Raw genomic sequence first — 13,639 nt, 5'->3', positions numbered from 1 at the left:
TATCATCCATGGAACATACCGTTCAAAAATCATTTAAAAAGTTTCTGGTAGTATGGTTTGGTCAGCTCATCTCCATGATTGGGATTGGACTTACAGCCTTCTCCCTGGGGGTGTATGCCTTCGAAAAAACGAATACGGCAACAAGTGTTGCATTGATTACCTTATTCACGTTTCTGCCGAATATCCTGCTTCGACCTATTGGAGGTGTACTGGCAGACCGATTCGACCGTCGAACGATGATGATTATCGGCGACCTGGGGTCGGCAGCCGGTTTGATTTTCATTCTGTCCATTATGCTCACAGGTGATATCCAATTATGGCATATCTATGTGGGAGTGGCCTTTAGTTCGGTGTTTTCCGCGTTGCAGAGCCCGGCATATAAGGCCTCTGCTACGGACCTGCTGGATAAGGATCAATTCTCAAAAGGCAGCGGTCTTGTACAACTGGCTGAATCCTCGAAGTTTCTGTTTTCACCCATCATTGCGGGCATTCTGCTTAGTATAACAACCATTGAAGTCATTCTGGTCATTAATATTCTGACATTCCTGGTTGCCATTCTGGCTGTGCTGGTTATTCGGAAGAGCATGAAGGTGGAGCGAGAGGATCGAGAAGGAAAAAACTGGATCACCGATATTCAAGAGGGCTGGAGAGAAGTTGTAACCAACAAGGGAGTACTGTTGCTGGTGGTGATTATTTCACTTGTCACCTTTTATCTGGGATTCCTGGAGACACTCATTGGTCCGATGCTTCTGTCATTCACGGATGCAAAGACACTTGGAACGTTTCAGTCTGTTAGTGCCATCGGCATGCTGATTAGCAGCTTGTGCATCGGCATATTTACAATAACAAAGAGATATGCAAGTGTACTTGTGATGGGTCTGATTTTGTGCGGCTTGTCTTTCTCGCTTCTGGGGATATCCACCAACATTTATTTTATTATCTTCGCAGGTTTTCTGTTCCTGTCATCACTGCCGTTTGTCAATATGAGCGCAGATGTGCTGGTGCGAAACAATATCGCAAACGATAAGCAGGGCAGGGTATGGGGAATCATTGGTATTCTGTCACAACTCGGGTTTATTATCGCGTACAGTTTGGCTGGTTTTCTGGCCGACCATGTGTTTAATCCGTTACTGATGGAGGGGGGAGCACTGGCTTCGTCTGTTGGTCAAATTATTGGAACTGGGCCAGGCAGAGGTATTGCCTTTCTGTTTATCATCGCGGGTCTGTTTGTTATTCTGATCGCAATAATCACATCCCGTTTGAAAATGATCAAATCTTTGGAGCAGAGCCCAGATATAGCGGCTCCATCCGATGTTGGCGGGTTGGCGCACGATTAATTCGAATCCAACAGCGTAAGCCCTTGTCCGCAGCAGCGTGTGATACTTCTTCTGTACGAAGAAGTTATTCACACGATGAGCAGACAAGGGCTTTTTTGTGCTGAGGAGTCAGCAGATGTACTTAGACAAGATGGGTTTGTGTATTTGGATTGTCGGTGGAGCTTACCCTTTAACCGCCCCAGAAGTTAGTCCTCCTACAATATACTTTTGCCCAATGAGGAACACAATCAACACAGGCAATGACGTAAGCACGATATCGGCACTGACCAGATTCCACTGGGCACTGAATTGTCCAAAGAAGTTATATACAGCCAGCGTCATCGGCCACATCTCCACTGTATTCAGCATATAGAGTGGGGCAGTAAACTCATTCCAGACACTCAGGAAATTAAGAACAAATACCGTTACCAGCACCGAGGTTAACAAAGGTACAATGATTCTCAGGAACAGCTTGATCCCATTACATCCGTCCATGATCGCGGCTTCATCCAGCTCCTTCGGGATGTTAGACACAAACGCATACGTAATGAACAGCGAGATTGGAATACCCATAGCCGTATAGAGCAGAATCATGCCGACATGTGAATTGATCATGCCCATGGACTTCATGACTTCCATCAGCGGAATGTAGTTAAGCGGTAGGGTGATACCAAGAATCAGGAAGAAGTACAGAAACTTGCTGAGCCTCGAATGGTTGCGGGATAACGTGAAGGCCGAGAAGGCCACAACAAACACCAATAACAGGGAGGAGGCCCCGGAATGCAGCAGACTGTTGAAAAAAGAACCTCCCAAGTGTCCCTGTTCATACACGATTTTGTAATTTTCGAAGATAAACTTCTCGGGCAGCGTCAGCTTCAGCACTTTGGCCTCGGCGTCCGACTTGAATGAATTCAGTACAATGACCACAAAAGGAATCAAGACCACCAGGCTAAGCAGCCAGGCGAGTGCATTTAACCCGATCGAAGCCAATCTTTTTCTCAATCGCATGTCAGTATTCCACCTTTCGGTTCATCAAACGAATGATGAAAAAGGAGATGATTGCCATGATGACAAACAGAATGGTAGATAGCGCACTCCCCAGTCCCCAATACCCTTTGGCAAAAGAGGAATAGACCGCCGTGTTAATCACATCTGTCGCGTTACCGGGGCCACCATTGGTTAACACGTATACGGCATCGAAAACTCTCAGCCCATATGTAATATTAAGCACCGTGGCGATGGTAATGGTAGGCATCAGCATCGGAATCGTAATTCGGAACAGCTTCTGCCCGAACCCGGCGCCATCAATGGATGCTGCTTCGTAATAATCACGTGGAATCGCGAGCAGTCCGGCGATGAACAGCACCATGATGTACCCCATGCCTTTCCACGTATCCACTGCCATAATGGATGGCATGGCCCAGGTCAGGGAGCCCAGCCAGTTCTGGGCGAGAACGTCTAGTCCCATGGAACGTAGGTTCACGTTAACGAACCCGTTGTTGGGATCGAGTAGACTTTTGAACACAAGCCCAACAATCAGGAACGACAGCACCTGTGGAGAGAAGATAATCATCCGGTGCAGATTCGCGGCTTTTACACCGCTGACCAACAGTAGAGCCAGGAACAGGCCCAGAACCGTCTTGGCGATGGATGTAACGAGGGTGAACAGGACTGTGTTTTTGATAAAAAGCAGATAGGTCGGATCACCCGCCAGAATAGTACGGAAATGCTCCAGACCAATAAAGTTCTTCTCCGAACTATAACTGTTCCAGTCGGTGAAGGAATAATAGATGCCCAGTAGGGCGGGAGCAACGATGAACAGCAGATATAATACAATCGCTCCAGATGAGAAATACCAGGGATAGATTTTGTTTGCATTCATAATCCGTAACACCTTTCCTTCCTGCCAAAATACACAAGCGGGCAAATGCCCGCTGCATGTAACGCTGTTCAGCGTTTATGTTTATCTGCAATATGCGATGTTAATGCCACTTCTCATCTTTCAGTACTTTGGCTTGTTCAGCACGACGTTTATCAATATTTTGCAGAATCTGATCCGGTGTCATTGCGCCAGCGAACATGCCTGATAAGTCCTTGCCAATATCCATCCATTGTGGATCAATATATTTCACAGCGGCCTGCATAACCGTACCTTTTTCATGATTTTTCTCATAATCAATATAGTCCTGTGTCAGCTTTGGTTCGATTTCCGGCCAGCAGATCGTCAGATTGCCTTCACCTTCATCGAACACACGTTGCAGATGATCATGCTCGGTAATCCAGCGGAAGAATTTCAGCACTTCTTCGGGATGTTTACTGTTTTTGTTACCAAACATCGCAGCCGATCCGCCCGGATTCACACCAATCGTCTGATTATCTCCCCATGGCATGACGAAGAATCCCATATTGTCTTCCATTTCCGGATACGCTTCGGAAACTTCCTTCTCCGTCCCTGGCACCCGCAGCAACATCGCTGCTTTCTCCTGACCAAACGACTCAATGCCCGCTTCTACCGTATTGGACAAGAAGTCTTTGCCGAAATAACCGAGATCCGCAAATTCCTTCAATTGTTCAATGACCGTCTTGAGTTGCGTCATATCAGCTACTTTCATCTCATTATTGTTCAGCTTCTCGTAGGTTCCTGCTGTTGTTTGCTCATAGTTGGGCCCCGTTTCAAACAAAGGCAGAACCTGATACCACCCGCTGGCAGGTGCTTGATAGAATGGAATAATATCTTTATCCTTAATTTTCTGGCTGATGGCCTTGAATTCGGCATAGGATGTAGGAGGCTCTATGCCGAGCTCTTGGAAGATACGTTTGTTATAGTACACATACCAGATTTTCGTTGGTGCAAAAGAAACCCCGTACACCTTGTCATTGTGACTGACAGTTGGCAAAATCTCTTCAGACATCCGACCTGTGAATTCCTCATTGGTCAAGTCAATGGCATTTTCCTCCGGTCTTACGTTAGCCGGCATGCTCAGTGGGTCCACATCGACATTGAAAATGTCAGGTGCTTCGCCAGAGGCCAGCTTCACCTTGATCAGGTCACGCCACTGTGCGTCAGGGACGACCTGGAAGTCAATTTTGACACCCGTCTCCTGCTCATATTCCTTGGCCATCGTCTGCATGATGCCTGTACGCGGAATACCCGATTGGCTTGTTCCAAACGTGAGTGTCACCTTACCCGAACCTTCCGTACTTTTACCTGAGTTGCACCCGGCAAGCAGCAGAGTGGAGAGCAGGAGCACACTTGCAAGCGAAAATAGAAATCGTTTTCTCATCATTAAACCTCCCGGAATATAAAGAAAATTGTCACTTGCCGAAACGCTTAATGTAAGCGTATTCTTATGTGGATAACTTTACTGTGAACAGCGGATGTGCTCAATAGACAAAAGCGTTCTGTTGGGTGGACATTTTCGAATGGTGTGACAGATATCATCATAGGACGAGGTGTGTGGGGATTGCGATATCGATTTGGAACGCTTCAGCAAAGTCTGTTTGCCTATTACTCTGCGGTATTTATTATCTTTTCGCTCATTGTGGCGGGGCTTCTGTATGTTTTTCTCGCAAGTGACATTCGTCATCGAAGTGAAGAACAGCAGAGACAACTGGGGGTATCAATCGTCAGTAACCTGGATCAGGAAGTGGTGAAAATGAACAACTTTTCCATGAATATCGTGTACTCCAATCTGGTCAAAGAACACTTCAGTCACTACTTGGCACCAGCGGAAGACAGTGAGCAGACAATGACGAGTGACCCGGCATTGTATAAGGATACAACCACACTAATTGACGTCATTCTCGCGATCATCAGCAGTTCCAATACAGCCAAGCAGGCCAATATCTATGACGTGAATGGCAAGATGTTGGGAGCGGGTGCATTCAACGGTCAACTGTCGGTAGACCTGACTCAGCGACCGTGGTACAAGGAAACCTGGGAGCGGAGTGGCTGGCGAGTGATCCAATTGTTAGAGGGCGGAGCCTTGCCCATGCCGACCGGTGAGGGAAAATCAGATCAACCTTACATTTCGCTTACCCGTGTATACAAAGATGGCAATTATGTCAGCCAAGGTGTCGTTGAGATTTTGCAGGATGCCGGAACCCTGTTTCAGCATTTGAATGAATTGCAGGCGAGTAACAACGATCTTCGGATCTATGTAGTGGATGAACAAAATACAAGGTTGTTTCCACTTTCTTCGGCTGCCGATGCTTCTCAAGCAGGCCATTTGGATGATGTGGACTTGATTCAAAATCTTTCATTTCCGCCTGATACGATGCAGGAGATCATCGATCCTTTGAGTCGGTCCAAACAAATGATGACGTACATGACGTCACAGGAGACGGGATGGACCGCTATTGTCATGCAGTCCAAACAGTCCCTTTTCGCGAGTCTCAACCGGATGGCTGTGATGTTTATCGGTGCCATGTTAACTACTCTCATGCTGATTCTGATTCTCTCGTATCTGATCTCCAAACGGGTTACTTTGCCGCTGCATCGTTTGCAGCGTATTATTCAGAAAACGGGTGAGAATGATCTGGTATCGGGTCAGGATTCGGGTCAGTTGTTCAAGCTGGAGCATCCCGGTTCTATTCGGGAGATGGATGAGCTGAATGATACGTTTATCCGGCTGAATCAACAGCTTGTGCAATCGTTTCAGGACAGGCTGGCGATGAAATCTCAGGAGACAGAAGCGAGATTACTGGCGCTGCAATCCCAGATGAACCCGCATTTTCTCTATAACAACATCACTAATATTAGCATCATGGCGGAAGAAGGCATGAATGAGCAGATTGTCGCGTTCTGCGCCAATATTGCGTCTATGCTGCGTTATATTTCTACTCCGGGTAAGAACGGGGTTCCCCTGTCTCAAGAATTGAATTATTGTGAGCGATATCTGGAGTGTATGAAGATTAGGTTTGAGGATGATCTGCACTACGAGTTTCATATTCCGGAAGAGATGAAGTATATCCAGGTTCCGATGCTTATGGTACAACCACTACTCGAAAATGCCATGAAATATGGATTGGGTGATACCCCTCCATGGAAACTGAATATTACTGGAGATATGGATGAGTTACAGCAGACCTGGCAGATCCACGTGGAAGACAACGGACCTGGCATGGAACCCGAGGCACTTGCCAAAATCATGCATTACATTGAACAGTCACAGGAGTGGGAGCGTATGCCTGACCTCGAAATTAACGGCATGGGACTCAAGAATATATGGGTCCGATTGAAATTATGGTATGGCACGGCAGCCCACATGCAGATTACGAACAAGCCTTGCGGCGGTGTCCAGATTACCATAGGTGGTTCCATTCGAAAGGAGCATGACTGAACCCGTGACAATCAAATATAGAACGATTATTGTGGAAGATGAAGCCCTGATTCGCCGGAATGTCTCGCGCAAATTCAGAGAGTTGGACACCCGGTTCGAGGTGATCGGTGAAGCGCGGAACGGTCAGGAAGCGTTACAGCTCATTGAACATTCCGTACCTGATCTGGTTGTAACTGATATACAGATGCCGGTAATGAATGGATTGGAACTCGCCAAACATCTGTACTTTGCCTATCCGCATGTGAAAATTGTCATTCTGAGTGGTTATCATGAATTCGAATATGCACGGCAGGCGATCAGTTACAAGGTGGAGGATTATCTGCTCAAACCATTATCGGAAGAACAGCTTCGTACATTGCTGGATGCAATGGAATTGAAGCTTGGGAGTGCAGTGGATTCGCTTGCCCATGTCAGTGCCGTGCTGGATGAGCAGGTGAAGCCGGAGGATATCGCAGAGGCCGTTAAGCTGTATTTGAAGCAGAATTACATGCATGAGATTACACTTCAGGACATGGCGGGACAGATGCATTTTAGTGTGGACTATCTAGGAAAGTGTTTTAAGAAAGTAACGGGTGAGACTCCGCTAAAATATATGACAGGTCTGCGAATTAATGAAGCAAAACGTATGCTCGTCACGCACGAGAATATGGATATCAAAACTATTGGTGGAGCGGTAGGGTATAGTGATTCCCACTATTTCAGCCGGATCTTCAAAAACAAAACGGGCATGTACCCTAGCGAGTACCGACTGCAATTGCAGGAACGAAAAAAAGCCCTGTCCATGGATGATGAGCACCATGTTGACTTGAGCTGATTACTGGGCCAGAGCTTCTTCGGTTATTTTGCGAATATCAAACGGGGAGCGGATACCTTCTTCGATCATGTCGGGGAGAATCTGTTCCAGGAAATACTGCACACAGTGGAGGTTGATATTTTTGATTTTGACCAAGGCATAACGGTACATAACGATAAATTCCTTCTCCGTATTGCCACGTTGGAGCTCAGCAAAGGCTTCATATACCTGATCCATCTTGTCTGCGACTTCGAGAATCAGTCCTTCAACCGATTGGTCTTTGCCCTCACGCAGCTGTCTGCGGAAAATAGGCTGGAACTCTTCAGGGATATTTTCATTAATAAAATGTTCAACCATGCCTTCTTCCACCTTTTGCAGCATCGAACGCAGCTCCAGTGAATAATGTTTGACGGGTGTTTTGATATCACCGATGAAGATTTCGCCATAATCATGACTGCTGGTGATTTCGTATAACTTCTTCCAATCGATGGTGACTCCATGTTGCTCCTCAATATCTGCGAGCGTTTTGGCGTACTGTACCACTTTCCAGGAATGGGCGGATACGCTGTGTTCTTCGAATTTGAATTTGCCAGGTGTACGAATAATACGTTCAAGATCGTTTAGTGACCTGAAGTACGTGTGAATTCCCATATAAGCGTTCATCCTTTGCTGGTTGAGTATAAGTGTGAGTATGAGTCGACTATACGCCAGTTATGTCAACTGTGGATTAACGCGGATAGCGACGAAGGTAAAATGAAGTTTTAATTCTCTATAGAAGGACGAGAGGATTACGGGAGGATTAAAGGTAACCGTACGAGAGAGCACGCAGGTTATCGACAAACAATAAAAAGCCACGATGTGTGACTGAACGTGAGTTCGGCATCCATCGTGGCTTCAGTGTGTGTAGATGTTGTGCTCTAGGCTACATAAGTGCAGTTGAATCAAGAATTATGCTTTTTTTCGTACCGGAGAAGTATACCAGTACGCCATTCCAACAAAGAGGGCACCGCCGATAATATTACCAAGCGTTACCGGAATCATGTTATGGAACCAGCCTGCCATCGTGATTGTATCCGGGCGGTTTGGCAGCAACCAGGATAAAGACAGCAAAGTCATATTGGCAACACTGTGCTCATAACCACTTGCGATAAATGCGTACAGACACCACCAGATGAGAACAAGTTTGGCGATATCTTCTTTGGAGCGAGCTGCCATCCAGATCGCCAGACAGACGAGCCAGTTACAGAGAATGCCTCGGAAGAACAACTCAGACATGGGTGCCGCCATCTTTTTGGCAGAGACAACGAATAACAGATGTTCCGGCGTAGCCGTTTTGAACAGGCCGCTACCGACTATAAGTAGACTTAATAGAATTGCGCCGAGCAGGTTACCAACAAAGACGAGCCCCCAGTTCTTCAGCGTTTCGTTCACTGTGGTTCGGCCTGCCAGTGTACTCATGGTAAAGAACATATTGTTACCTGTAAACAGTTCCGATCCGGCAAAGATAACCAGCGTGAGCGCGAGTCCGAAGGACATACCCATCAACATAGTTTGCAGTGGTGACTGTGCCGCTAGGAGCGGAGCACCAATACTGAAGATCAGAACGATGCCAAGCCCTACATAGGCACCAGCCATCAAGGCAGCAACCATATATCGTGACAGGCTTGCGTTCATTTGATCCCGTTTTTTAACCGCAGCTTCAATAATTCCCTCAACACTTGGTGTATACATCACGGTTTCCCCCATTATTTTGCATCAATCTTTGAACGTTTCGCTATATTTCGATCCAAACCTGGCCGTTCTCTACCTTTACCGGATACATCTGTACTTGACCGTCGTCCGGTGCTTGCACAAGACCTGTAGTCAGGTCAATTTTCCAATCATACAGCGGATCGTACAGATAATGCCCGGACACGATGCCTTCAGCCAGCGGCCCACCCTTAGGATGGGGGTTGTGATTATCCGCAGCGAAGATGGTACCATCCGATGCAAGAAAGACAGCAAGTTGATGATCCTTAATCTCAACTACTCTTCCGATTCGTGGCAGGAATTCTTCAACTACTCCGGCAGGGAAGTAGGTGCCTGATTGTTTTGTCGTCATCTTAAACCACTCCTTATCTATATTTAACATTCCGGCAGTATTAATCTGCAAGCTTACTTATGGACGAGCTGATACTTCGATGCCATGGAACATTTTACTCTGGCCTTCTTCATTGCGAATCGCTTTTTGCCAAGGTTCTTCAACATGCTCAAGTGCAAATTCAATCCGCTGCATCAACGCTTTACGTTCCTCAAGGTTATCCACAACAACCGAACGAATATGCTCCAGACCCATGCGTTCCACCCACTCGGAAGTCCGTTCCAGATAGTTACCTGTCTCGCGGTAATATTGCATGATGGCGCCGCACAGTTCAATCAACTCTTCATCTGTTTTCACTTTGCATAAGGAATCAGCCAGTCTAGCTTTAATACCGCCGTTACCACCGATGAATATTTCCCAGCCTCCGTCGTTACCAACGATACCGATATCTTTTGTACATGCTTCTGCACAGTTCCGCGGACAACCGTTGACAGCATATTTAAACTTGGCTGGCAGATCCAGACGTTCGAATTTACGTTCGATGCGAGCACCCATGGCCATGGAATCCTGTGTACCGAATCGGCAGAATTGGGAGCCGACACATGTTTTGACTGTACGCAGCGATTTGGCGTATGCATAACCTGAAGGCATATCCAGTTCTGCCCAGACTTTAGTCAGATCTTCTTTTTTGACACCAATCAAGTCGAGACGCTGACCGCCAGTCACTTTGACTGCTTTTACATCATATTTGACTGAAACGTCAGCGATGCGTTTGAGGTCTGCTGGTGTAGTCACCCCGCCATACATCCGAGGTACAACCGTATACGTTCCATCTTTTTGAATATTCGCGTTCATCCGTTCGTTAACAAAACGGGATTCTTTCTCATCTTCGTGTGTGTCTGGTGCAATCATGCCAAGGTAATAGTTGATCGCCGGACGACATTTGGAACAACCTTCTGGCTGACTCCAACCCAGTACATTCATGACCTCTTTGGTTGTTTGTAATCCTTTTGCACGAATCTCGGCTACGATTTCATCTCGACCCATGGAAGTACATCCGCAGATGCCCTGTTTGGCTCCAGTACTGAAACTGTCTCCAAGTACATACTGCAGAATCTGTTCCACAACCGGTTTACACCCACCGCAAGAGCGTGTTGCACCGGTACAGGCTTTGATTTCATCAACAGTGGTAAGGCCCTGGTTTGTAATTACATCAACAATGGTTCCTTTGGTTACCCCGTTACATCCACAGACGATCTCGTCCTCGGGCATCGTTTCAACAGAGGTTGCTTTCTTATGACCGCCGCAGCCTGTACCCATGAGTGAACCGTACAATTCCTCGGTCATTTCGGTTTGATTTTTAATCAGTTTCTGCAACTCGGCAGAATCCGTAATGTCACCGAAGAGAACAGCGCCGACCATTTTATTATCACGAAGCAGAATTTTTTTGTAGGTCCGTTTCCAGTCATCTTTGTGCGAAATGACGGTGTGCTCTGGACTGTCGATGAATTCACCGGTTGAAAAGACATCTACACCCGAAATTTTCAATTTCGTGGATACAACTGAACCTTCATAAGGAGCGGTCTCCACACCGCAGATATGTTTCGCCAGAATCATGCCTTGCTCGAACAATGGGGCAACGAGGCCGTAACATACCCCGCGGTGCTCTGTACATTCCCCGACCGAATACACATTCTCCAGGGAAGTCTGCATATAGTCATTCACGACAATACCCCGGTTCACTTCCATACCGCTTTCGCGGGCTACAGCCGTATTGGGTTTAATGCCTACAGCCATGACCACAAAATCAACATTCAGAACCGTATCATCTGCAAAACGTATCCCTTCAACGCGTTCGCCACCCAGTAGTTCGGAGGTCTGCGCACCCATTTTGAAGCGGATACCCTGACGTTCGAGTTCCGCCTTCAACATGGCTGAAGCTTGTGGATCAAGCTGACGCTCCATCAGATCTTCCATCAGATGCACTACGGTAACTTCCATGCCAAGTTGTACCAAACCTTTGGCAGCTTCAAGGCCTAGCAGTCCGCCCCCGATAACGGCCGCTCGTTTATACTGCTTAGCAGCTTCCAGCATGACATTACAATCGGCGATATCACGGAAACCGACAACACCCTCTTTGTCATGTCCTGGCACAGGGAGAATGAAGGAGTTGGAGCCAGTCGCAATGATGATTTTGTCATAAGGAACGCGAGTTCCATCTTCAGTCACAACTTCGTGTGTCTCGGCATCGATTCGTGTAACCGTTGTGCCTGTGTGCAATGTAATGCCGTAATCTTCATACCAGTGAAGGTCGTTCAGTACGATATCGTCCAGTGTTTTGCTTCCTTCCAGTACATAAGACAACATAATGCGGTTGTAGTTAGGATAGGGCTCTGTGCCAAAAACGGTAATATCAAATCGCGTAGTTAATTTTAAAATTTGCTCAACGGTACTGATTCCTGCCATACCGTTACCAATGATAATGAGGTTCTCTTTTTTTCCGTTCATGTGTGTATGCCTCCTTGAATAGACGCTGTACATTACTCAAAATTTTAGTGGTTTATATTTGAAATTATACAAGTGGTTGACGACACTTTATGTGATTTAATTCACTAATAAAGATAAAAGAGTCATAAATATAATAATGTGAGCCCCATCACAGAAAGTTATATTTATTTTCATACAAATAAGAAATGCGAACTATTGTTCTTATTTTGTTTTCGTTGTAAAATCGGAACTGGGCCGTATTGTTCCCGATTTCTTCGAAAGGACGTTTTTGCATCATGATGGGAAGATCCCACCTTATTATCGGGACAGGCGTGTCGCTTTCTGTTCTGCAGTTGGCCGGTATGCCAGTGACCGCGCCAGCAGTTACGGTTGCTCTGATTGGTTCGTTATTGCCTGACATTGATGAGCCAAATTCGCTGCTGGTATCCAGAGCCTTGCCTAACAGTCTGATCAGGTTGTTACAGACGATTCTGTTGCCCACAGCTGTATTTGTGTACTTCTATGTTCATGCCAAACCATGGAACCTGTTGCTTGCGATCCTCATTGCGCTTGTGTCATTCCTGCCTTCGCGTTCGCTTCGCAAAGTGTTGATGTTTGCGATTGGACTCGGGCTGGTCTTCTATGGTCACGCGTTCGCACCGTGGAACTTGATTGCAGGCAGTTTGTTAATGCTCTGTACCACACTGACTCATAGGGGACTGACACATACCCTGTACGGAACCGCAATATGGGCGGGCTTGTTGTACAGCACGACCCAGCAGCAGGGACCGGAGATCTGGGTAGCGGGAGGCACGGCATATGCGATGCATCTATTGGCCGATTCACTAACCAATCGGGGTATTCGTCCGTTACCACCGCTCAAGTGGCGCATACGGGTGAATCTGATGAGTACAGGGACCAAGCGTGGGGCCGTTGTAGAGAATGTCTGCATTGTGCTTACTCTTATTTTGGCCTGGATTGCATTCTCACCGCTATTTCTATAGCCATCCAAAAACGCCAGCCCGCATATTGTGGGCTGGCGTTTACAGGTATGCATTTCATAATGAGTAAATCGTAATAACTTAGCCAATTCAGGATTGAGAAGGAGAATCAGTCAGGTCGTCAATATCGGAAGAACCAAATACAAATAAAACAACAAGAATGACAATGATCAGTAGTTCAGCGAACCCATTTCCGTCAAAGTCAGACATCACTTCAACCTCATTTCTTGGTGTTTAGGAATTGATTCTCTGTTGGAAAGCCCGTATAACGTCATTCAACGTCATATCACCACCGATCTCATCGAGGAATTGCACCAGTTTGTCTTGATTCGATGGTGTAATATTTTGTAGCGATTTATACTGCCCGACCAGTTCAACGACCAGTGTAGCTTCTCGAAACAACGTGACCGCATCCACTCTTAACTTCCCACTTACCAGTAATGCTGCAACGACTTCCTTTAAGGTTGCCATTGAGAAGGGTGTTTGCGGCATTTGTTTTTTTGGAACCTTTATTCGATTTTCCATTCCTTCTCACTGCCATAACAGGTCCCCCGCTGCTTGGTGTTTAATTCATCTTCCGTTATTGTATCTTATGTGTAATTCCCTATAATGTTCGGCCT

12 protein-coding genes are annotated in these 13,639 nt (G+C 46.5%); 4 read left to right on the top strand and 8 right to left on the bottom strand.

All coding sequences use genetic code 11. The features are described from left to right. The first annotated feature begins 8 nt into the window (after positions 1 to 8). Positions 9 to 1,337 carry an MFS transporter gene (locus EL84_RS27975; RefSeq protein ID WP_036615192.1) on the top strand — a complete coding sequence of 443 codons (1,329 nt, stop codon included), beginning with the start codon at positions 9 to 11 and terminating at the stop codon, positions 1,335 to 1,337. Between the two features lie 162 nt (positions 1,338 to 1,499). Here EL84_RS27975 and EL84_RS27970 read toward each other — a convergent pair whose 3' ends face one another. The 3 genes from EL84_RS27970 to EL84_RS27960 all read right to left on the bottom strand — a co-directional run bounded on the left by EL84_RS27970 (position 1,500) and on the right by EL84_RS27960 (position 4,603). Continuing rightward, complete coding sequence (locus tag EL84_RS27970) at positions 1,500 to 2,324, bottom strand: carbohydrate ABC transporter permease (protein WP_036668529.1); 825 nt, start codon at positions 2,322 to 2,324, stop codon at positions 1,500 to 1,502. A gap of 1 nt (position 2,325) precedes the next feature. Further along, entirely contained in the window at positions 2,326 to 3,198 is an 873-nt protein-coding gene (locus EL84_RS27965) for a carbohydrate ABC transporter permease (protein WP_047843822.1), read from the bottom strand. Between the two features lie 100 nt (positions 3,199 to 3,298). Beyond that, positions 3,299 to 4,603 carry an ABC transporter substrate-binding protein gene (locus EL84_RS27960; protein WP_235431596.1) on the bottom strand — a complete coding sequence of 435 codons (1,305 nt, stop codon included), beginning with the start codon at positions 4,601 to 4,603 and terminating at the stop codon, positions 3,299 to 3,301. Between the two features lie 177 nt (positions 4,604 to 4,780). Between EL84_RS27960 and EL84_RS27955 the strand changes: the two genes are divergently transcribed. Then, positions 4,781 to 6,658, top strand: a complete 1,878-nt coding sequence (locus EL84_RS27955; RefSeq protein ID WP_047843820.1) for a sensor histidine kinase — start codon at positions 4,781 to 4,783, stop codon at positions 6,656 to 6,658. 4 nt (positions 6,659 to 6,662) lie between these two features. After that, the gene (locus tag EL84_RS27950) at positions 6,663 to 7,472 is read left to right on the top strand and encodes a response regulator transcription factor (protein WP_036668535.1); all 810 of its coding nucleotides are present in this window, start codon (positions 6,663 to 6,665) and stop codon (positions 7,470 to 7,472) included. On the opposite strand, the gene EL84_RS27945 is transcribed toward EL84_RS27950, so the two are convergent. The 4 genes from EL84_RS27945 to nirB form a co-directional block, all read right to left on the bottom strand. Next, positions 7,473 to 8,102 carry a YfbR-like 5'-deoxynucleotidase gene (locus EL84_RS27945; RefSeq protein ID WP_047843818.1) on the bottom strand — a complete coding sequence of 210 codons (630 nt, stop codon included), beginning with the start codon at positions 8,100 to 8,102 and terminating at the stop codon, positions 7,473 to 7,475. A 297-nt stretch (positions 8,103 to 8,399) separates the two neighbouring features. Continuing rightward, positions 8,400 to 9,182: a formate/nitrite transporter family protein gene (locus EL84_RS27940; RefSeq protein WP_047843817.1), complete on the bottom strand. Its 783-nt coding sequence runs from the start codon at positions 9,180 to 9,182 to the stop codon at positions 8,400 to 8,402. A 43-nt stretch (positions 9,183 to 9,225) separates the two neighbouring features. After that, on the bottom strand, positions 9,226 to 9,552 hold the full coding sequence (gene nirD, locus EL84_RS27935; protein WP_036668536.1) for a nitrite reductase small subunit NirD: 327 nt from the start codon (positions 9,550 to 9,552) through the stop codon (positions 9,226 to 9,228). Between the two features lie 57 nt (positions 9,553 to 9,609). Further along, on the bottom strand, positions 9,610 to 12,039 hold the full coding sequence (nirB, locus tag EL84_RS27930) for a nitrite reductase large subunit NirB (RefSeq protein ID WP_047843816.1): 2,430 nt from the start codon (positions 12,037 to 12,039) through the stop codon (positions 9,610 to 9,612). A 275-nt stretch (positions 12,040 to 12,314) separates the two neighbouring features. On the opposite strand from nirB, the gene EL84_RS27925 reads away from it, so the two are divergent. Next, a complete protein-coding gene (locus tag EL84_RS27925) occupies positions 12,315 to 13,022 on the top strand; it encodes a metal-dependent hydrolase (protein WP_036615169.1) in 708 nt (235 codons plus the stop codon). Between the two features lie 231 nt (positions 13,023 to 13,253). Here the strand turns inward: EL84_RS27925 and EL84_RS27920 are convergent, their stop codons facing one another. Beyond that, positions 13,254 to 13,544, bottom strand: coding sequence for a hypothetical protein (locus tag EL84_RS27920; RefSeq protein ID WP_053061630.1), 291 nt, complete (start codon positions 13,542 to 13,544; stop codon positions 13,254 to 13,256). Between the last annotated feature and the right edge of the window lie 95 nt (positions 13,545 to 13,639).

Source organism: Paenibacillus sp. VT-400 (genome assembly GCF_001029205.1).
GTDB classification, from domain to species: domain Bacteria; phylum Bacillota; class Bacilli; order Paenibacillales; family Paenibacillaceae; genus Paenibacillus; species Paenibacillus amylolyticus.
The sequence above is the reverse complement of the archived record's forward strand: the minus strand, read 5'-3'. Positions and strand labels throughout refer to the sequence as shown.